The organism is Streptomyces sp. NPDC006365 (assembly GCF_042870755.1).
Lineage (GTDB): Bacteria > Actinomycetota > Actinomycetes > Streptomycetales > Streptomycetaceae > Streptomyces > Streptomyces xiangluensis.
Genome location: NZ_JBIAHS010000009.1, coordinates 210,632 through 229,792 on the forward strand (window position 1 = coordinate 210,632; position 19,161 = coordinate 229,792).

Annotated in this window: 18 protein-coding genes; 12 read left to right on the forward strand and 6 right to left on the reverse strand. The window is 71.3% G+C overall.

Features of this window, described 5'->3' with window-relative positions; all coding sequences use genetic code 11:
• Positions 1-137: 137 nt before the first annotated feature.
• The gene (locus ACFYO0_RS25160; protein WP_388679967.1) at positions 138-1,061 is read right to left on the reverse strand and encodes a DUF3027 domain-containing protein; all 924 of its coding nucleotides are present in this window, start codon (positions 1,059-1,061) and stop codon (positions 138-140) included.
• Positions 1,062-1,529: 468 nt separating this feature from the next.
• Here ACFYO0_RS25160 and ACFYO0_RS25165 point away from each other — a divergent pair, with 468 nt between their 5' ends.
• The 4 genes from ACFYO0_RS25165 to ACFYO0_RS25180 are packed head-to-tail and all read left to right on the forward strand — an operon-like array spanning position 1,530 to position 4,967.
• Positions 1,530-2,894 (forward strand): MFS transporter, encoded by a 1,365-nt coding sequence (locus tag ACFYO0_RS25165; RefSeq protein WP_388679970.1) that lies wholly within the window; start codon positions 1,530-1,532, stop codon positions 2,892-2,894.
• Between the two features lie 43 nt (positions 2,895-2,937).
• Complete coding sequence (locus ACFYO0_RS25170) at positions 2,938-3,444, forward strand: hypothetical protein (RefSeq protein ID WP_388679973.1); 507 nt, start codon at positions 2,938-2,940, stop codon at positions 3,442-3,444.
• Between the two features lie 19 nt (positions 3,445-3,463).
• On the forward strand, positions 3,464-4,126 hold the full coding sequence (locus ACFYO0_RS25175) for a futalosine hydrolase (RefSeq protein WP_388679975.1): 663 nt from the start codon (positions 3,464-3,466) through the stop codon (positions 4,124-4,126).
• Positions 4,116-4,967: a 1,4-dihydroxy-6-naphthoate synthase gene (locus ACFYO0_RS25180; protein ID WP_388679978.1), complete on the forward strand. Its 852-nt coding sequence runs from the start codon at positions 4,116-4,118 to the stop codon at positions 4,965-4,967. Before ACFYO0_RS25175 ends, ACFYO0_RS25180 begins: the two co-directional genes overlap by 11 nt.
• A 17-nt stretch (positions 4,968-4,984) precedes the next feature.
• Here the strand turns inward: ACFYO0_RS25180 and ACFYO0_RS25185 are convergent, their stop codons facing one another.
• Positions 4,985-5,368: a cold-shock protein gene (locus ACFYO0_RS25185; RefSeq protein ID WP_099503518.1), complete on the reverse strand. Its 384-nt coding sequence runs from the start codon at positions 5,366-5,368 to the stop codon at positions 4,985-4,987.
• Positions 5,369-5,553: 185 nt separating this feature from the next.
• Between ACFYO0_RS25185 and ACFYO0_RS25190 the strand changes: the two genes are divergently transcribed.
• Positions 5,554-5,802, forward strand: a complete 249-nt coding sequence (locus tag ACFYO0_RS25190; RefSeq protein WP_388679982.1) for a hypothetical protein — start codon at positions 5,554-5,556, stop codon at positions 5,800-5,802.
• Between the two features lie 5 nt (positions 5,803-5,807).
• On the opposite strand, the gene ACFYO0_RS25195 is transcribed toward ACFYO0_RS25190, so the two are convergent.
• Complete coding sequence (locus tag ACFYO0_RS25195; protein WP_388679984.1) at positions 5,808-6,431, reverse strand: HAD family hydrolase; 624 nt, start codon at positions 6,429-6,431, stop codon at positions 5,808-5,810.
• Between the two features lie 120 nt (positions 6,432-6,551).
• Here ACFYO0_RS25195 and ACFYO0_RS25200 point away from each other — a divergent pair, with 120 nt between their 5' ends.
• Positions 6,552-7,544, forward strand: coding sequence for a FecCD family ABC transporter permease (locus ACFYO0_RS25200; RefSeq protein ID WP_388679986.1), 993 nt, complete (start codon positions 6,552-6,554; stop codon positions 7,542-7,544).
• Between the two features lie 17 nt (positions 7,545-7,561).
• On the forward strand, positions 7,562-8,623 hold the full coding sequence (locus ACFYO0_RS25205; protein ID WP_388680381.1) for a FecCD family ABC transporter permease: 1,062 nt from the start codon (positions 7,562-7,564) through the stop codon (positions 8,621-8,623).
• Positions 8,624-8,644: 21 nt separating this feature from the next.
• Here the strand turns inward: ACFYO0_RS25205 and ACFYO0_RS25210 are convergent, their stop codons facing one another.
• Complete coding sequence (locus ACFYO0_RS25210; RefSeq protein WP_388679989.1) at positions 8,645-9,685, reverse strand: HAAS signaling domain-containing protein; 1,041 nt, start codon at positions 9,683-9,685, stop codon at positions 8,645-8,647.
• Positions 9,686-10,006: 321 nt separating this feature from the next.
• On the opposite strand from ACFYO0_RS25210, the gene ACFYO0_RS25215 reads away from it, so the two are divergent.
• The 3 genes from ACFYO0_RS25215 to ACFYO0_RS25225 all read left to right on the forward strand — a co-directional run bounded on the left by ACFYO0_RS25215 (position 10,007) and on the right by ACFYO0_RS25225 (position 13,170).
• Positions 10,007-12,508, forward strand: coding sequence for a helicase C-terminal domain-containing protein (locus ACFYO0_RS25215; RefSeq protein ID WP_388679991.1), 2,502 nt, complete (start codon positions 10,007-10,009; stop codon positions 12,506-12,508).
• A 226-nt stretch (positions 12,509-12,734) separates the two neighbouring features.
• Positions 12,735-12,863 (forward strand): hypothetical protein, encoded by a 129-nt coding sequence (locus tag ACFYO0_RS25220; protein WP_388679993.1) that lies wholly within the window; start codon positions 12,735-12,737, stop codon positions 12,861-12,863.
• 112 nt (positions 12,864-12,975) lie between these two features.
• Positions 12,976-13,170 carry a hypothetical protein gene (locus tag ACFYO0_RS25225; protein WP_388679995.1) on the forward strand — a complete coding sequence of 65 codons (195 nt, stop codon included), beginning with the start codon at positions 12,976-12,978 and terminating at the stop codon, positions 13,168-13,170.
• On the opposite strand, the gene istB is transcribed toward ACFYO0_RS25225, so the two are convergent.
• On the reverse strand, positions 13,148-14,527 hold the full coding sequence (gene istB / locus ACFYO0_RS25230) for an IS21-like element helper ATPase IstB (RefSeq protein ID WP_388679997.1): 1,380 nt from the start codon (positions 14,525-14,527) through the stop codon (positions 13,148-13,150). The two genes, ACFYO0_RS25225 and istB, sit on opposite strands and share 23 nt — an antisense overlap.
• A 229-nt stretch (positions 14,528-14,756) precedes the next feature.
• Here istB and ACFYO0_RS25235 point away from each other — a divergent pair, with 229 nt between their 5' ends.
• The gene (locus ACFYO0_RS25235; protein WP_388679999.1) at positions 14,757-16,400 is read left to right on the forward strand and encodes a DNA repair helicase XPB; all 1,644 of its coding nucleotides are present in this window, start codon (positions 14,757-14,759) and stop codon (positions 16,398-16,400) included.
• A 33-nt stretch (positions 16,401-16,433) separates the two neighbouring features.
• Here ACFYO0_RS25235 and ACFYO0_RS25240 read toward each other — a convergent pair whose 3' ends face one another.
• Complete coding sequence (locus tag ACFYO0_RS25240) at positions 16,434-16,634, reverse strand: hypothetical protein (protein WP_344394423.1); 201 nt, start codon at positions 16,632-16,634, stop codon at positions 16,434-16,436.
• Positions 16,635-17,009: 375 nt separating this feature from the next.
• On the opposite strand from ACFYO0_RS25240, the gene ACFYO0_RS25245 reads away from it, so the two are divergent.
• Complete coding sequence (locus tag ACFYO0_RS25245; protein ID WP_388680004.1) at positions 17,010-19,151, forward strand: HelD family protein; 2,142 nt, start codon at positions 17,010-17,012, stop codon at positions 19,149-19,151.
• Positions 19,152-19,161: the final 10 nt, after the last annotated feature.

Below are 19,161 nucleotides of genomic sequence, written 5' to 3' on the forward strand. Positions count from 1 at the left end.
GCGCGGCTGTACCGCGATGGCGCGACCAGCCACGACGGACTGGCAGCCGCGACACGACAGTCACCGTCGCCAGGGGGAGGGGGAGGGGGTGGGGGTGGGGGTGGGGAAAGGAACCCCCCGCCAACAGATCCCGGTGGTCAGGAGTGACCCAGTTCCGCCGACGACTCGTCCGAGGAGACCGGCACGGACCCCGAGTCCGGTGACGGACGAAGGGGGAACGGGTCGACCCGCGTCTCGTCGATCACCGGCGGAGCCGGCCGCGGAGGCGCAGGCATGACCGCCGCCTCCGAGTGCCCCCCACACCCGTACGCCAGAGACACCACACGCCCGTCCGCCGGCGAGAACTCATTGCCGCAGACACCGAACGCCTGCCCGAGCGACCCACCGATGGGATACAGGAAACCGCAGCTCACACACGAGGCCGGCGCCGCCTGAGCCATCGCGGTCTTGGAACCGTGCGTGTCCTCCCAGCGATCGGCCGCGGTGTGCAGGCCGTACCGGGACAGCACACGGGCCCGCCGCAGCCCCAGCTCCTCCGCGACGGCGGCGATCGAACCACGCGAGGGCACGACGGGCAGCGTCGCCGGCGCCCCGGCCGTCACCTCCAGGTCCTCCGCCTCGACGAGCTCGGCCATCTCCTCGGAGACGGGCGAGTTCGGCGCGGGCTCGTCCTCGCCGGTGAAACCGGGCTCAAGACGGAGATCCTCCGCGTCCGTGGGGAGCAGATCCCCCGGCCCCATGTCCCCGGGCCGCAGCCGCTCACTCCACGGCACCCACTCGGGAGCGAGCAGCGCGTCAGGGCCGGGCAGCAGCACCGTCTCGTCGAGCGTGACGAGCTTGGCCCGCGAGGCCCGCGCGACGGTCACCGCCCAGCGCCACCCGCGATAGCCGGGCTCCTTGCACTCGAAGAAGTGCGTAACGACGCGGTCCCCTTCGGAGACGAGCCCGGAGTGCTCCCCGACGACACCGGGCGCGGCGGTCTCCTCGGCGGCAGCCCTGGCGAGGTCGACGGCCTCCGCGCACAGACGGTCGGGGGTGCGGCTTCGCGTTGTCGCGCTCACAGGTATCGCTTCTCTCCTACGCCGTCTCACGAGTGCGCCATCCCTCGCCGGGGGTGCGGACGGAGCGGCTGGGGGCACCTCCCAGACCCTTCAGGCACCGGGGGAGGGCCGCGTCGACGTCCGCGCCCGATCGCACTCGGGCGCACCTACACCATCCATTCTGCGGGATGGCCGTCAGGCGCGCGGCCGAGAACCACCGTCGCGGGGCGCGCTACGCACGCTACCCTCTCGCCGCCGCCGGGCACACACCGAGTCGGCAGCCGTTGCCGGAGCGTGCCGTTGTTCCGCACTCCGCGCCGGCTTCCCGGGCCGGCCCCACCGGGCCACTCGGCCGGTCCACTCGGCCCTCATACGCGCGGTAACGCACTATCACCGCCCAACAAGGGGCACTATGACGGAGTGGCAAGCGCGAAGTCGTCCCAAGGTGCCGCCGGACTCAGTGGAGGCCGTACTGCGGGAAATGGCGGGATGAGCGGAGCGGGCCCGGTGCGCGGGGCTCTCCGTTCCGTCGGGCGTGCCCTCCACCTGCCGTTCACGGGGACGGCTCGGGGCATCCGGAAAGCGACGCACGCGCACGGAGCGGGCGAATCAGGGCTCGGCAAGCTGATCGAGCTGCACGGGGTGAACGGCGCCGGGGACATGATGATCACCGTGGCGCTCGCCTCGACGGTCTTCTTCTCGGTCCCGACGGACGAGGCCCGTGGCCGAGTGGCCCTGTACCTCGCGATCACGATGGCTCCGTTCACGCTGCTCGCCCCGATCATCGGCCCTCTCCTGGACCGCCTCCCGCACGGCCGGCGCGCCGCGATGGCGGGCGCGTTCATGGCGCGCGCGTTCATGGCCCTGCTGCTCTCGGGCGCGGTCGTCACAGGCAGCATCGAGCTGTACCCGGCCGCCCTCGGCGTCCTGGTGGCGTCGAAGGCGTACGGCGTCGTCAGAAGCGCGGTCGTGCCACGGCTGCTGCCGCCCAACTTCTCGCTGGTGAAGGCGAACTCACGGGTCACGCTGGGCGGGCTGCTCGCCACAGGGGTGGCGGCGCCGATCGGGGCGGGGCTTCAGGCGCTGGGGCCGCGCTATCCGCTGTACGGGGCGTTCGTGATCTTCGTGGCGGGTACGTTCCTGTCGTTCTCGCTGCCGTCCAAGGTCGACTCGGCGAAGGGCGAGGACAAGGCGCTGCTGGCGGCGGACGAGCAGCATCTGCACGGGCCGCACCTGAAGCCACCACAGCGCCCGGGGCTGCGTACGGTCGGACCCGCGGTCACCCACGCGCTCGCCGCGAACGCGGCCTTGCGCGGACTCTCCGGGTTCCTGATCTTCTTCCTGGCGTTCCTCCTGCGCGAGCATCCCCTCGGGGGCCAGAGCGCGGCCGTCTCGCTGGGCATCGTGGGCGTCGCGGCGGGAGTGGGCAACGCGCTCGGCACGGCGGTCGGGGCGGCCCTGAGGTCGCGGGCCCCGGAGGTGATCATCGTGACGGTGATCGCGGTCGTGCTCGGGGTGGCCATCACGGCGGCGGTGTTCTTCGGGGCGGTCGTGGTGGCGGTGCTCGGGGCGTTCGCCGGCTTCGCGCAGGCCCTGTCCAAGCTGTCGCTGGACGCCCTGATCCAACGCGACGTGCCCGAACTGGTCCGTACATCGGCCTTCGCACGCTCGGAAACGCTGCTGCAGATGTCCTGGGTGGTCGGCGGCGCGATCGGCATCGCGCTGCCCCTCAACGGCACCCTCGGCATGTCGATGGCCACCGCCATCGTCGCCGCCGGCTGGCTCACCACGGTCCGCGGACTGCTGAGCGCGGCGCGGCACCGCGGGGACCGCCCGCGTGCCCGGGTGGCCTGACCCAGTTGGCGGGGGCACCCCCCACGCCAGATAGCCTGCCCCCATGACCTCCCTGCCCCGCGGCAGTGCCGCTACTGGACACGGCCACGTTCGCCGTCGTCGCGCCGTCACCGCCGTCGGCGCTGTCTGTGCCGGACTTCTCGTCCTGGCCGCCTGTGAAAAGCCGACGCCGATGGCGACCGTCACGGTCGGCAAGACCTCGAAGAGCGCCGAGGCCGAGTGCTACAAGGACGGCGAGACCATCGCCCGTGCCGAGGCCACCAAGTGCACCCAGGAGAAGGCCGGGGACACGCTCCGGGTGCCGCAGGGCGAGACGCTGCGCATCGGCGTGGACCCGGAGATCGCGGACGAGGGCTGGTCCCTGTGGATCAACGGCCAGCAGGTCATCTCGCCCCTCAAGAAGACGTACTACGCCTTCCAGGGCGTCGACCTCTTCGCCGACCAGCAGGGCACGCAGGCGCCCGACGAACTGAACATCAGCGTCGTCCAGCAGTCCGGTGACGACATCCAGGGCGTGTGGAACTTCAAGCTCGAGAACGCGGACGCCTGAGGCGCTCGGCCCACTGCCCATGCGCATCCTCGTAGCCACCGCGGTCCTGGTTGAACGGGACGCGGTGGCTTCGGCGTTTGCACAGCCCGCTCCTTACGACCTGCTCGTCGCAGGCGTGGGCTCGGCGGCAGCCGCCGCGTCGACCGCGACCGCCCTCACCACCGCCGCGCTGGCCGGGACCCCGTACGACCTCGTCGTCTCCGCAGGCATCGGTGGCGGCTTCCAGCCCGAGGCGCCCCTGGGATCCCTGGTCCTCGCCGACGAGATCACCGTCGCGGACCTCGGCGCCGAGACCGCGGACGGGTTCGTCCCGGTCACCGAGCTCGGCTTCGGGTCCGTCAGCCACCGACCGCCGGAATCACTCGTAGGAGAAGTCGCGGCCGTCACGGGAGCCCGTACCGGCACCGTCCTCACCGTCAACACAGTGACCGGAAGCGCCGAGCGGGCCGCCGAGTTGCTGCGCCGTCATCCGGGAGCGCTGGCCGAGGCGATGGAGGGGTTCGGGGTCGCCGAGGCGGCTGCCGCGCACGGTGTGCCCGTGCTGGAGCTGCGCGCCGTGTCCAACCCCGTCGGCCCCCGCGACCGCGCCGCCTGGCGCATCGGCGACGCGCTGGCGGCGCTCACGGAGGCGTTCGGGAAGCTCCCGCCCGTACTGGAGAGTTGGTACCCACATGACCGTTGAGCAGCCTGTGCAGATCGCCTACTCCCCCTGCCCCAACGACACCTTCGTCTTCGACGCCTGGGCCCACGGACGGATCCCCGGAGCACCCGCTCTCGAAGTGACCTTCGCGGACATCGACATCACCAACGGCATGGCCGAGCGCGGCGAGCTGGATGTGCTGAAGGTGTCGTACGCCGTGCTGCCGTACGTCCTCGACGAGTACGCCCTGCTGCCCTGCGGGGGCGCGCTGGGCCGAGGCTGCGGGCCGCTGGTGCTGTCGCGGGAGGCGGGCGTCGACCTGACAGGCCGTACGGTCGCGGTGCCCAGCGAGAGGTCGACGGCCTATCTGCTGTTCCGCCTGTGGGCGGCCGACACTCTCCCGGAGGGCGTCGGCGAGATCGTGGTGATGCCCTTCCACGAGATCATGCCCGCCGTACGGGACGGGAGGGTCGACGCCGGGCTCGTCATCCACGAGGCGCGGTTCACGTACCAGAAGTACGGGCTGCACAAGCTCGCGGACATGGGCGAGCACTGGGAGGACACCACCGGGCTGCCGATCCCACTGGGCGCGATCATCGCCAAGCGGTCGCTGGGCGCGGACGCACTGCGGCTGCTCGCCGACTCGATCCGTACGTCCGTCCGCGCCGCCTGGGACGACCCGGAGGCCTCCCGTCCGTACGTCCTGGAGCACGCCCAGGAGATGGACCCGGCGGTCGCGGACCAGCACATCGGGCTGTACGTCAACGAGTTCACGGCGAGCCTCGGCGAGGACGGCTACGCGGCGGTCCGGGGGCTGCTCACCCGCGCGGCGGCGGAGGGACTGGTTCCACCCCTCGCCGCCGACGCGCTGGCGTTTCCGTAGGAGCCTCGCAGGGGCTTTTACACGTCCAGTTGATCCGCCACCGCCCGCAGCAGGCCTGCGATCTTCTTGCCGGAGGCCTTGTCCGGATAGCGGCCCTTTTCGAGCATGGGCGTGATGTTTTCGAGCAGCGTGGTCAGGTCCTGGACGATCGACGCGAGTTCGTCCGGCTTGCGGCGCTGGGCTGCCGCCACCGAGGGGGTCGGGTCCAGGAGGGTCACCGAGAGTGCCTGGTCGCCGCGCTGGCCTGCCACGACGCCGAACTCCACGCGCTGGCCCGGCTTGAGAGCATCGACTCCGGCGGGCAGGACCGAGGAATGGACGAAGACGTCGCCGCCGTCGTCGCGGGAGAGAAAGCCGAAGCCCTTCTCGCTGTTGAACCACTTGACCTTGCCGGTAGGCACGTCTGTCCTCGTCCTCGTACTCGTCGGATGGTGCTCTGGCTGAATGATGAACGGCTCGGGAAAACTGCTCTGGATAGCATTACAGCGGGTCGTGCCCGACCCGCCGGTACCAAGGCTAATGGTCCGGCGGCGGCTGACAAGACGTCCCCGGATTGTTCCTTCGCGCAGGGAACTACCCTGGTCGAGTGCGTGACAAAACCCAAGCGAATTCCGCCGAACCCGGTGACCGACTGGTCCGTACCGGCGGCATCGTCTTCTTTGTAGGGGCCGTGGCCACTCTGGTCACCGTGGCCCCGCTGCTGCTCGGCAAGTCGCCCTTCCCGGCGTACATGTTCGGCCTGAGCATGCTGATGGGCGTGGGCTTCCTGATCGCGGCAGCGGGTGTGCTCCGAACGATGGCGGCGCAGCGCCGCCGGGCGCGCTCCGTGCAGTAAGGGGCCTAGGAGCGGTACCGGTCCAGCCACTCGGGGAACGCCGTCAGGTCCGCGAGTACGACATCCGCACCGGCCGTGCGCAGTTCCTCCGCGTCACACGGCCCGGTGGCCACCGCGACGGACAGCGCGTCGGCGATCCGCGCACCCCGTACGTCACCGGTGTGGTCGCCGACGTAGACACCCGCCCCGTACTCGCGCAGCGCCTCCGCCTTGCGCTCGGCCCACAGGTCGCCGATGACGGCGTCGGCGGCGATGCCGAGGTGCTTCAGGTGCAGCTTGGCGTTGGGTTCGTACTTGGCGGTCACGACGACCGCGCGCCCGCCCGCGTCCTGCACGGCCGCGATCGCCTCGTGGGCGCCGGCCATCGCGGGCGTCGCGGCTATGGCGTGTGTGGGGTACATCTCACGGTAGACGTCTGCCATGGCCGCGACCTGGTCGCCCGGGAACCAGTTGACCAGCTCCTCCTCCAGCGGCGGACCGAGCCGGGTGATGGCCAGATCGGCGTCGATGTACGTCCCCGTCCGTTCGGAGAGCGCCAGGTAGCAGGCGTGGATGCCGGGGCGGGAGTCGATGAGGGTCATATCGAGGTCGAAGCCGACGGTCAGCACCGGAGAAGTCATATGGGCCATTGTGCCCAGGGGGTCGTACGGCCGGCGCCCGACCGCCTGGCCCTCACAGCCGCCCCATACACTCAGCGAAGCCTTACCAAACTCTTTAACCACCGTTCCCCCTCGCGGAGTCACCGGGCCATGGCAGTCAGACGCGCACTCGCGATGGCCGCCGCCCTCGTGGCTCTGCTGCTCGCGGTGTTGTTCAGCCTGGCCGTGGGCGCCCGTGCGATCGCGCCGACCGCGGTTCTCGACGCGCTGCTGAACGGCGGTCACAGTGACGCGGCCGAGGTCGTACGGGGTCTGAGGGTGCCCCGTACGCTCATCGGCCTGATGGTCGGCGCGGGTCTCGCGCTGGCCGGAGCCGTGCTCCAGGGCATCACCCGCAATCCGATCGCCGACCCCGGCATCCTCGGCATCAGCCAGGGCGCGTCGGTGGGCGTGGTGCTGGCGATCGCGTTCGCGGGCATCCACACGCTCACCGGATATGTGTGGTTCGCCTTCGCGGGGGCGGGGATCGCGTCGGTGGTGGTGTACGCGATCGCGTCGAGCGGGCGGGGCGGGGCGACGCCGGTCAAGCTGGCGCTCGGCGGCGCGGCCGTGAACGCGCTTCTCGTGTCCGTCACGACCGCCGTGCTCACCACCAAGGCCTCCGCGCTGGACGAGTTCCGCTTCTGGCAGGTGGGCGCGCTGGCCGGGCGGGACGCGGAGATCGTCGGGCAGGTGTGGCCGTTCCTGCTCGTCGGGTTCGTACTGGTGCTCTCCGTGGCCCGCGGCCTGGACGCGCTCGCGCTCGGCGAGGATGTGGCGAAGGGGCTCGGGCAGCGGGTCGCGACGGTACGGGTCGTCGGCGGGCTCGGAGCGACGATCCTCACCGGCGTCGGGGTCGCCGCGGCGGGGCCGCTCGCCTTCATCGGGCTCGCGGTGCCGCACGTCGCCCGCGCGATCGTGGGGCCCGCGCACCGCTGGGTGCTGCCTCTCTCCGCTCTCCTCGGGCCGACGATGTTGCTCGTCTCGGACACGGTCGGCCGGATCGTGTTCCCGCCGAGCGAGGTTCCGGCCGGCGTGATGACGGCGCTGATCGGGGTGCCGTTCCTGGTGGGGCTCGTACGCAGGAAGGCGGTGTCGGTGTGACGGCGGCGCCAACGGCGATGACGAAGACGGCAGTTGCGGCAGCCGGATACACGGTGTTCCACGCCCGGCGGTTCACGGTCCTGCTGCACCGGCGGGCGGTCGCGGTGGCCGCGGGTCTGGCCGTGCTGCTGGCCGCGGCCTGTCTCGCGTACCTCTGCGTCGGCGAAGCCTTTGTGGCGCCCGGCGAGGTCCTGAAGGTCCTGGCGGGCCGGCCGTCTTCGAACGAACTCGTCGTCGGGACGCTGCGCGCACCCCGGCTCGTCGTCGGGCTGCTCGTCGGCGCCGCCTTCGGGGTGGCGGGCGGGCTGATCCAGACCGTGGCCCGCAATCCCCTCGCCAGCCCGGACATCATCGGCATCAGCCAGGGCGCGAGCGCGCTGACGGTGGGCGCGATGACGTTCGGCGTGACGTCGTACGCGGTCCTGCCGTATCTGTCGGTCGTCGGCGGCATCCTCGCGGCGGCACTCGTGTACGCCTTCGCCTGGCGCGGCGGTCTGCACGCCACCCGGTTCGTCCTGATCGGCATCGGGTTCGCGATCGCCCTGCGCTCGCTCACGACGCTCTTCATGACGAAGGGCGACTATCTGGTCGCCCAGCAGGCGCAGATCTGGATGACGGGTTCGCTGAACGGCCGCGGCTGGGCGGAGGCGGCGCCCCTCGGCTGGACGCTGCTGATCCTCCTGCCGGCGGTGGGGTGGGCGGCCTGGGCGCAGCGGATGGTCGGGCTGGGCGACGACACGGCGACCGCCCTCGGCGTACGTCTGAACCAGGTACGCCTCGGACTCGTCGTGATCAGCGTCGTACTCGCCTCGGTGGCGACGGGCGCGGCGGGGCCGGTCGACTTCGTGGCGCTGCTGGCACCGCAGATCGCCCGCCGGATGACGCGCACCGCGCAGATTCCGCTCGTCTGCTCGGCACTGCTCGGCGCCGTCATCGTCGTACTCGCGGATCTGCTGGCGCGGCGACTGTTCTCGCCGACGGAGGTACCGGTGGGGGTGCTGACGGCGGCGGTCGGAGCGCCGTATCTGATCTGGCTGCTCGTCCGGAGCCGTGCGGTGCGGTCTGACGTCGGGGCGTGAGTCGGCCGTTCCGACGTACCCCTACGACCGTTGCCGCCGTGACCTCCACACCAGGTAGATCGCCGAGGCGACGGCCGCGCCCTTGAGGACCCAGGGCCAGGTCTCGGCGATCGCGTCGCTCATCTGACCCTTGTCGATGGGGTCGCCCCAGCGCCCGGCCGTCCGCCCCCACAGCCAGGTGATGCCCGCGGCGGCCACCAGACCGGGCACCCCCAGTACCGCGAACTTCGACTCGGCCGGAGTCAGACGCCGCGACAGGTAGGCGATGAGCCAGCCGAGGGCGAGGACGACGAGGTTGCCGATGACGGCACCGGCGACGAGGAGCGCGGCGGCGAGCAGGAGAAGGGGGCTGGTGAGGCCGCCTCCGGTATGGGGGCGGGGGCGGGCCGAGGGGAGGAAACGGTGCCGCTTCTTCGCCGTACCAGCTGGCTCTGCGGGCTCGGCCACCTCGACCGGGACCGGCTGTTTGACCGGCTTCTTGGGCTCGGCAGGCTTCTTGGACGCGGCTTCGTCGGTGTCCGAGGGCGGTGGCTTGAGCAGCTCGGGGATCTCCACGCCGCCCGTGAACCCCGGCACACTGTCCGTCAGCCCGAACGGACTCCGGTCCACCCGCCACCAGTCGGGCTGCCCGGACCCGAGCTCCTCCGTACTCGCGAGGTGCGGCGGAGAAGGGACGTCACCGGAAATCGTCGGTACGTCACCGGCCGCGGCCGGCTCCCCGGAACGGGGCCGTGGGACGAGGCGCCGCAGCCCCTTTGAGCGCTCCTCGGCTTCCTCGGCACGCTGGACGGGGACGACGGCCTCGGGCTTCCGTCCCCCGTCCTCGCTTTCCTCGCTGCCGGTGCCCGCCGCGGCGACGACCTCCTCCGGGGTGCCGAGGCGCGCGAGGATGCGGCGCACGGAAGCCGGGCTGTCGGTCGCCTTGGACCGGCGCCGGTCGATCTCGCCGCGCAACTCGGTCACGAGCCGCATGCGCGTGCCCGACGGCAGCTGTCGGCTCTGGGCCAGGTCGCCGACCCGGCTCAGGTAGTCGAATACGAGCTTGTCGCTCTCGATCCCCACGAAGTCCCTCCGGGGGCGGCAGTGTTGGCGTGGTCCTCAGCCCCTTCTTCCGACCGTATCGTGCGGGGTGCCTACGGGGGGTGGGGCGTTGGGGTGGCGTCTGGCGGTGCGGGTCGAGTGTGGCTGGTCCCACCCGCAGCCGCGACACGACGTGTGCCCCCACCCCCTGGCGGGGGCCTGGGGGCGGCAGCCCCGGTTTCGGGAAGGGGCGGGGCTGGAGAAAGGAACCCTCCGCCAACAGACCCCGCCGATCAGGAGTGACGCCACCCCCACGAACCCAACCCGCCCAACCGCCGGAGGCAACCCGCTACCGTGGGCAGGATGAGCGTCAACCACCGGACCCCCGAGGAGCCCGCGCCCCCCGCGGCAGCGGCAGCGGCACCGCCTCGCTCGCTCGCAGAGCAACTGCGGGCCCGCGACGACGCCTCCCTCGCCGCTCTCCTCCAGGCCCGGCCCGACCTCATCACCCCCGTCCCCACCGACCTCACCCAGCTCGCCACCCGCGCAGGGACCCGCGCGTCCGTGGTCCGCGCCCTGGAGCACCTGGACCGGTTCGCCCTGCAGACGGCGGAGGCCCTGGCCGTGGCCCCGGACCCGGCGGCGTACGACACGCTCCTGGCGCTCCTGGCCGGCGACGAGGGCGACCCGGAGGTCACCGGCGCCCTCCCGCGCGCCCTGGCGACACTTCGCGAGCAGGCGCTGGTGTGGGGCGGGGACGACCGGCTGCGTCTGGTGCGTACGGCTCGCGAACTGCTCGCGCCGTCGCCGCAGCACCCGTCGCCGACGGGGCTCGGCCCCACGGTCGCGGAGGCGACGGCGGGCATGTCACCGGGCCGTATCCAGGAGATCCTGGCGACGGCCGGGCTGGCCACGACGCACGACGCGGTCTCGGCGGTGGCGTCGCTGACCGAGCTGTTCACCGACCGCCCCCGGATGCGGGCCCTGCTCGACGGAGCCCCGGCCGACTCCCTGGAGGTGCTGTCGCGGCTGGTCTGGGGCCCGCCGTACGGGCAGGTCACAGCCGACCCGGCGCCCCGCCTGCGCTGGCTCCTCGACCGCGGACTGCTGCTGCCGACGGCACCCGGCACGGTCGTACTCCCCCGCGAGGTCGCCCTGCATCTGAGGGCGGGCCGCGCACACCAGAAAACGGAGCCGCTCCCTCCGGCCGTGGAGCCCACCGTCACGCATCGTCCACAGGTTGTGGACGCGACGGCGGCAGGCCAGGCGTACACAGCGCTCGCGACCGTCGAGGAACTGCTGAAGGACTGGGACGAGGGCGGCCCGGCCGTCCTGCGTGCGGGCGGCCTGAGCGTACGGGACCTCAAACGCACCGCGGTGGCCCTGGACGTACCGGAGCCGATCGCGGCCTTCTGGGTCGAACTCGCCTACGCGGCGGGCCTGCTGGCCTCGGACGACGAGGCCGACGAGCAGTACGCCGCGACCCCCGCGTACGACGCGTGGCTGGAGCTGCCCGCGGCCGAGCGCTGGACACGGCTGGCCATCGCCTGGCTGACCGCGACCCGCACCCCGGGCCTGGTCGGCGGCCGGGACGCCAAGGACCGTACGCTCTCGGCGCTGGGCCCGGGCCTCGACCGCTCCGCCGCGCCCGAGGTCCGCCACCGCGTCCTGGCCCTGCTCGCCGCCCTCCCCGAGGGCGGCTCGGCCGCCGCCGACTCCCTGATCGCCCGCCTCCACTGGGAACGCCCGCTGCGCAACCCCGAGTCCCAGGCCCGTACGGACGATCTGCGCGCCCGCCTCGCCCGATGGGCCCTGTCCGAGGCGGAGTTGCTCGGGATCACGGGCCGGGGAGCGCTGTCCACACACGGCCGGGCCCTGCTCGCGACACCGCCCGAGGCACCCCTCACGGGAGCCGAACTCGCCGCGGCCGCCTCCCGCGCCGGCCGCGTCCTCGCCCCCCTGCTTCCCGCACCCCTCGGCCACGTCCTGCTCCAGGCCGACCTCACCGCGGTCGCCCCGGGCCCGCTGGAGCGCCCGCTGGCGGACATGCTCGGGGTGCTCGCGGACGTGGAGTCGAAGGGCGGGGCGACGGTGTACCGGTTCACGCCGGGTTCCGTACGGCGGGCCCTTGACGCGGGCCGTTCCGCCTCCGACCTGCACGCTTTCCTCGCCGCGCACTCGAGTACGCCGGTGCCGCAGCCCCTCGCGTACCTGATCGACGACGTCGCCCGCAGGCACGGCCATCTGCGGATCGGCGCCGCGTCGGCGTACGTCCGCTGCGACGACGACGCCCTGCTGAACGAGATCCTCGCCGACAAGCGCTCCGCCGACCTGCGGCTGCGCCGACTCGCCCCCACGGTGCTGGCCGCACAGACCGACCCGGCCACCCTTCTCGAGGGCCTGCGCGCGATGGGCTTCGCGCCCGCCGCCGAGTCGGCGGAGGGCGACGTACTGATCGCGCGCGCCCACGCGCACCGCACCCCGCCGCGCACCGCCCCCGAGCCCGTACCCGAAGGCCCGCCGACCCCCGACGCCACCCTGCTGACCGCCGCGATCCGCGCCATCCGCGCCGGCGACCTGGCTTCCACGGCTCCCCGCAAGGCCGCCGCCCCGGCCGCGAACGGTTCCCTCCCCCGCACCACCTCCGCCGAGACCCTCGCCACCATTCAGGCCGCCGTCCTCACCGGCGAGCCCCTGTGGATCGGCTACGTCAACGCCGAGGGCTCCGCCAGCCAGCGCGTCATCGCCCCGATCCGCGTCGAGGGCGGCTTCGTGACGGCGTACGACCACACGGCGGACGAGGTCCGCACGTATCCGCTGCACCGCATCACAGGTGTGGCGGAGCTGGCCGACGACCCTGCGTAAGCCTTCTCCGGACTTCACCGAGGTGACTTGGCCAGTCATCTCCCGTCACCCCTGCGGGCGTACGCGCTGGATCATGCACGCCATGCCGGGAGCTTCGCTCCCTTGAGGGACATCCGGACACGTCCCGCATCGCGACGCGAGTCGGCGGGCAGCCACAGGGTGTCCTGATCAAGACCGCACCGCCCGGCTGAAGTTCGGGCGACTACAGCAGAAAGGAAGTCCGTCCATGCGCGTTGCGCGTCGCTTCGCCACCGTTCTGACCGCCTCCGTCGTGATGATCGGCGCTTTCGCCACCCAAGCTGCCGCCGTTGGCATCGATGTCGCCGGGTTGGTCATCGAAACTCCGCCGATCTGATCCACCCCCGCACACCCCGCGGGCCGGACTCGGCGCACCGAGTCCGGCCCGTCCCCGCCTGAGTTACCCGACCGGGCTTCCGACCGTGTTTCCGAAAGGCCTCAAAGTAGTCATGCGTTCTCGTGCTGTCGCCACCACCACCCTGCTCGCCGCGGTCGCCCTCGTCGGCGTACTCGCCTCTCAGGCCCAGGCCTCGCCCGCACTGCCGCTGCCTCTGCCGGCCCCCGCGGCCGAGTCCCTCGTCACGGAAGGGCTCACCGTAGAGGGGCCGCTGGTCAACAACGTCAGTCTGCCCACGATGAAATAGCCCGCCGCATGCGGTAGCTGTCCCCGTCGATCCGGACGATCTCCGAGTGGTGCGCGAGACGGTCGACCAGGGCGGGGGCGGCGCCGCCGAAGATCTCCTCCCACCGGCCGAGGGGGCGGTCGCTGGTCACGATCAGCGAAGCCCGCTCATAGCGGTGGGCGACGACTTGGAAGAGCAGATGGGCGGTGGCCGCGTCGAAGGGGGCGTAGCCGACCTCGTCGATGATCAGCAGAGGGTACGCGTCGAGGACGGCAAGTTCCTCGGCGAGCCGCCCGCCGTCCCGTGCCGCGATCAGCCGGTACGCCCACTCCGCGGCGGTCGCGAACAGCACCCCGTGCCCCGCCTGGCAGGCCCGCACGCCGAGCCCGACGGCGAGATGCGTCTTGCCGGTGCCGGGAGGCCCGACGAACACCACGTTCCCGCGGGCGGTGACGAAGTCCAGCTTGCCGAGGCGGGCGACGGTCTCGCGGTCGAAGGACCTCGGGTGACGCTCGTCGAACTCCTCCAGCAGCTTCCGGGAGGGGAAACCGGCGTCCCGGATACGGGTCTCGGTCCCGGGGACGGTCACAGGGCGTTCGTACGACGCGGAGGGCTCGGCGGAGGAGGGAAACGCCGAGTGGACGGTCGGCCGGGCGGCCGACCGGTCAGCCGACTGGGCCGGGATCAAGACGGGTGAAGTCGAGGCGGGTGAAGTCGAGACGGGCGTGGGCATCGGCTCCGGCTGGGGCTTGGTCTTCGGCTCAGGCTCGGGCTCGGGCTCGGGCTCCGGGGAAGCGTGGACCTCGGGCACATCGTGACCCGCGTGGGCAGCAACCGCCCCGGCCGCTCCCGCCCCGGACATGTACCAGAGGATCGCCGCCGAGACGATGAACGCCATGTGGATCACCGTTCCCCACATCAGCGAGTGGCGGGAGGTGTGGTGCACGTCCACGAACATCTGGAGCAGGTGGACGGAGGAGATGCCCACGATGGCGGTGGCGAGCTTCACCTTCAGCACGTTGGCGTTGACGTGCGAGAGCCACTCGGGCTGGTCGCGGTGGCCCTGGAGTCCGATACGCGAGACGAAGGTCTCGTAGCCACCGACGATCACCATGATCAGCAGGTTGGCGATCATCACGACATCGACGAGCTTGAGCACGGCGAGCATGACGTACGTCTCGGTCGCCTGCCCGCCCACGATCTGGAGGATTAAATTCCGCAGCTCGCTGAAGAACTTGTAGACGTACACGGCCTGGGCGGCCACCAGGCCGAAGTACAACGGCGCTTGGAGCCATCTGGTGGCGAACAGGGCGTAGCCGAGCGTCGTGGTGGGAGGGGATGCGGTGGGCCTCAGAGGCCGCCTGCGAGTTACCTGCACGGTCCGCCATTCTTCGGAACCGAAGCCGCAAATCAGAATTCCCACCACTCATTGGAATGAAAAGACATCCAATAGGACAGGAAGTGGGGGATGTAGGGCAGCGGCCTGTTACGTCCGCGGACCGGACGCGACCAGGGAGCGCCGGACGCGGGCGTCCACCCCGTCCACGACCGCAGACGCCGATGATCAGGCACACTGGACGTTTGGCCGACCGGAAAGGGTGCCTCGTGTGAATGGTCCACTTATTGTCCAGAGCGACAAGACTCTGCTGCTCGAGGTCGATCACGAGCAGGCGGACGACTGTCGTCGGGCCATCGCGCCGTTCGCGGAGCTGGAGCGGGCGCCCGAGCACATCCACACGTATCGGGTGACGCCGCTGGGACTGTGGAACGCGCGGGCCGCCGGGCATGACGCCGAGCAGGTCGTGGACGCGTTGGTGCAGTTCAGCCGGTATCCGGTGCCGCATGCGCTGCTGGTCGACATCGCGGAGACGATGGACCGGTACGGGCGGCTGACCCTGTCCAAGCACCCGGCCCACGGGCTGGTGCTGACGACGACCGACCGGCCCGTACTCGAGGAGATCCTTCGCTCGAAGCGGGTCATGCCGCTCGTGGGCGCCCGGATCGACCCGGACACCGTGGCCGTGCACCCCTCCGAGCGCGGGCAGATCAAGCAGACGCTGCTGAAGCTGGGCTGGCCGGCCGAGGACCTCGCCGGATACGTCGACGGCGAGGCCCATCCGATCGAGCTGGCCGAGGACGGCTGGGCGCTGCGGCCGTACCAGAAGCAGGCCGTGGAGAACTTCTGGCACGGCGGCTCGGGGGTTGTCGTACTCCCCTGTGGCGCCGGGAAGACGCTGGTCGGCGCCGGTTCGATGGCTCAGGCGAAGGCCACCACCCTCATCCTCGTCACCAACACCGTCTCCGCGCGTCAGTGGAAGCACGAGCTGGTACGGCGTACGTCGCTGACGGAGGAGGAGATCGGGGAGTACAGCGGTACGAGGAAGGAGATCCGGCCGGTCACCATCGCCACGTACCAGGTGCTGACGACGAAGCGGAAGGGCATCTATCCGCATCTGGAGCTGTTCGACTCCCGTGACTGGGGGCTGATCATCTACGACGAGGTGCACCTGCTGCCGGCTCCCGTCTTCAAATTCACGGCGGATCTGCAGGCGCGCCGTCGGCTCGGCCTGACGGCGACGCTCGTACGGGAGGACGGACGCGAGTCGGACGTGTTCTCGCTCATCGGCCCGAAGCGTTTCGACGCGCCCTGGAAGGAGATCGAGGCGCAGGGCTATATCGCGCCCGCGGACTGCGTCGAGGTCCGGGTGAATCTGACGGACGCCGAGCGGCTGGCGTACGCGACGGCCGAGACCGAGGAGAAGTACCGCTTCTGCGCGACCACCGAGACCAAGCGGAAGGTCACGGAGGCGCTGGTACGTCGCTTCGCGGGGCAGCAGACGCTCGTCATCGGCCAGTACATCGACCAGCTCGACGAGTTGGGCGAGCATCTGGACGCGCCGGTCATCAAGGGCGAGACCAGCAACGCTCAGCGGGAGAAGCTCTTCGAGGCGTTCCGGCAGGGTGAGATCGGCGTGCTGGTCGTGTCGAAGGTCGCGAACTTCTCGATCGACCTGCCGGAGGCGACGGTCGCGATCCAGGTCTCGGGAACGTTCGGCTCCCGACAGGAGGAGGCGCAGCGTCTCGGTCGTGTACTGCGTCCGAAGGCGGACGGACACCAGGCGCACTTCTACTCGGTGGTCGCTCGCGACACGCTTGACCAGGACTTCGCCGCTCATCGGCAGCGGTTTCTGGCGGAGCAGGGGTATGCGTACCGGATCGTGGACGCGGACGAGTTGCTGACGGAGAGCTGAGCCGGGAGGAAGAGGGCTCCGGCGGAACCAGGCTCACCGCCGGCGGCGTACGCCCGCTTCCTCGCCGTACTCCCCGAGCACGATCACACCGAAGGCGGCGGTCGCGAAGACCTTGACGGCGTGCAGGGCGTCGCCGAGGAGATGGCGGTGGTGACGGTCGTCGAGGGCGGTCGCACCGGCCGGCGGACCGTGCCGGGCGGGCCCGGAAGCTGGGGTGAAGGTCGCTGCACTCATGTTTCCATGATGCGATTCGGCCATTCAGGTGACATCGGCCCAAGGGCCCAACCTTCGCGACCTCCGCATACGCCTCTGGGCCTACCCGTCCCCCTAGGGACCCACTAGGGGGAGTACCCGCCAGGGAGTACCGCAGGAGGAGGGGCCGCGCAATAAATCATTGGCCCCGTCATCCGCCCCTGCCCTAAGATCTCCGCTCTTGCCCGCCTCCCCCGTGGATGGCTGCCGTCCGGACGGAAACCGGCCGGTCCCGCCCCGCCGTAAGAAACGCACAGGCACGTACGCACTCGTACGGCGACGAGGCACACCCACGCAGCAGATCGCCACGCAGCCGAACCCCTGCATGGCCCCTGACCACGCCCGGAGGCACCCGCCGTGTCCACCCCGCCCGCCGACCCTCTCGACCCCGTCGACCCCCACGACCCGCTCTCCCGCGAGCGCGCCCACCTCGCCGGTTCCCGTGCCGCCCTCCGCGCCATGCGCGAGGACGTCGAGTCGCTCGACATCCGGGACGTCACCGCGAACTGGGTCAACACGGAAGCCCTCACCCACCAGATCGACGAGCGCATCAGGTCCCTCGCGGACCTCGCCCACACCCCGCTGTTCTTCGGCCGCCTCGACTACCTGCACGAGCCGGGCGCCGAACAGGCGGAGGGAGCGGAAGAGTCAAAGAGCCGCGAAGCGCCTTCCTTGCAAGGGCGGCGGTGGGAGACGGGCGGGCGCTTCTACATCGGGCGCCGCCACGTCCACGACGCCGACGGCGATCCCATGGTCATCGACTGGCGCGCCCCGGTCTCGCAGCCGTTCTACCGGGCCTCCCGGAAGGACCCGATGGACATCGCGCTGCGCCGTCGCTTCGGGTACACGGGCGGCGACCTCACCGCGTACGAGGACGAACACCTCACCGACCCCACCGCAGTGACATTTTCCGGCTCCGCCGGGGGCGCCGTCACCAGCAGGCTCCTCCAGCAGGAGATCGAGCGCCCGCGCGTCGGCCCGATGCGCGACATCGTGGCGACGATCCAGCCCGAGCAGGACGAGATCGTACGCAGCGGACTGGGCGGCACCGTGTGCGTGCAGGGCGGTCCGGGCACCGGAAAGACGGCGGTGGGCCTGCACCGGGTCGCGTATCTCCTCTACGCCCACCGCGAGCGGCTCGCCCGCACCGGCACCCTCGTCATCGGCCCCAACCGTTCCTTCCTCCACTACATCGAGCAAGTACTCCCCGCGCTGGGCGAGTTGGAGGTCAGGCAATCGACGGTCGACGACCTCGTCGCGCACGTCGAGGTACGCGGCACGGACGACGCACCGACCGCCCTCGTCAAGGGCGACGTCCGCATGGCCGAGGTCCTGCGCCGCGCCGTGCGCTCGCACGTCACGATGCCGACCGAGCCGGTCGTCGTCGTACGCGGCTCACGACGCTGGCGCGTCCCGGCGTACGAACTCGAGGAGATCGTCCAGGAGTTGCTCGACCGCGACATCCGCTACGGCGCCGCCCGCGAGGCCCTGCCACAGCGCATCGCCCACGCCGTGCTCGTCCAGATGGAGCGGTCCGGCGAGGCCCCGGACGACCGCGTGCAGGACGCCGTGGCCCGCAACTCCGCCGTGAAGGCGGCGGTGAAGGCGATCTGGCCGCCGGTCGACCCGGCCCGGCTGGTGCTGCGCCTGCTCTCCGACGCCGACTTCCTCGCCGTACACGCGGACGGTGTCCTCACCGAGGACGAACAGAAGGCCATCCTGTGGGCCAGGCCCGCACGGTCGCCGAAGTCCGCCAAGTGGTCCGCCGCGGACGCCGTGCTGATCGACGAGGCCACGGATCTCGTCCAGCGCACGCATTCGCTCGGGCATGTGGTGCTCGACGAGGCGCAGGACCTCTCCCCCATGCAGTACCGGGCGGTGGGCCGGCGCTGCACGACGGGTTCGGCGACCGTGCTCGGCGATCTGGCGCAGGGCACCACGCCCTGGGCGACGCGCAGTTGGGGCGAGGCCCTGGCCCACCTGGGCAAGCAGCAGGCGGTCGTCGAGGAACTGACGGCCGGCTTCCGCGTCCCGACGGACGTCATCACGTACGCGTCCAGGCTCCTCCCGCACATCGCGCCCGGGCTCACTCCGGTGACCTCGGTCCGCGAGAATCCGGGTTTCTTCGAGGTACGTACATCTGCCGGCGACGCCGAAGTGGTGGACGCCTGCGAGGAGTTGCTGCATCAGGAGGGCTCGGTCGGCCTGATCGCGGCCGATGCCCGCATCCCGGCACTGGCCGAGGCGCTGACGGCGATGGGGATCACGTATCTCGGCCCGGGCGAGGAGACGACGTACGAGACCCGTCTCACCCTCGTCCCGGCCTCGCTCGCCAAGGGCCTGGAGTACGACTACGTGGTCCTGGACGAGCCCCGTGCCATCGTCGACGCCGAGCCGGACGAACGCACCGGCCTGCGCCGCCTGTACGTCACCCTGACCCGAGCCGTCTCGGGCCTGATCGTGACGCATTCGGCACCGCTGCCGCCCCAACTGGCCTGATCCACAGGTC

Excerpts from the sequence above, each read along its gene's own strand:
- ACFYO0_RS25165 (WP_388679970.1), top strand. The coding sequence starts at position 1,530 with ATGAGCGGAGCGGGCCCGGTGCGCGGGGCTCTCCGTTCCGTCGGGCGT.
- ACFYO0_RS25170 (WP_388679973.1), top strand. The coding sequence starts at position 2,938 with ATGACCTCCCTGCCCCGCGGCAGTGCCGCTACTGGACACGGCCACGTT.
- ACFYO0_RS25175 (WP_388679975.1), top strand. The coding sequence starts at position 3,464 with ATGCGCATCCTCGTAGCCACCGCGGTCCTGGTTGAACGGGACGCGGTG.
- ACFYO0_RS25180 (WP_388679978.1), top strand. The coding sequence starts at position 4,116 with ATGACCGTTGAGCAGCCTGTGCAGATCGCCTACTCCCCCTGCCCCAAC.
- ACFYO0_RS25195 (WP_388679984.1), bottom strand. The coding sequence starts at position 6,431 with ATGGCCCATATGACTTCTCCGGTGCTGACCGTCGGCTTCGACCTCGAT.
- ACFYO0_RS25200 (WP_388679986.1), top strand. The coding sequence starts at position 6,552 with ATGGCAGTCAGACGCGCACTCGCGATGGCCGCCGCCCTCGTGGCTCTG.
- ACFYO0_RS25205 (WP_388680381.1), top strand. The coding sequence starts at position 7,562 with ATGACGAAGACGGCAGTTGCGGCAGCCGGATACACGGTGTTCCACGCC.
- ACFYO0_RS25215 (WP_388679991.1), top strand. The coding sequence starts at position 10,007 with ATGAGCGTCAACCACCGGACCCCCGAGGAGCCCGCGCCCCCCGCGGCA.
- ACFYO0_RS25220 (WP_388679993.1), top strand. The coding sequence starts at position 12,735 with ATGCGCGTTGCGCGTCGCTTCGCCACCGTTCTGACCGCCTCCGTCGTG.
- ACFYO0_RS25225 (WP_388679995.1), top strand. The coding sequence starts at position 12,976 with ATGCGTTCTCGTGCTGTCGCCACCACCACCCTGCTCGCCGCGGTCGCC.
- ACFYO0_RS25240 (WP_344394423.1), bottom strand. The coding sequence starts at position 16,634 with ATGAGTGCAGCGACCTTCACCCCAGCTTCCGGGCCCGCCCGGCACGGT.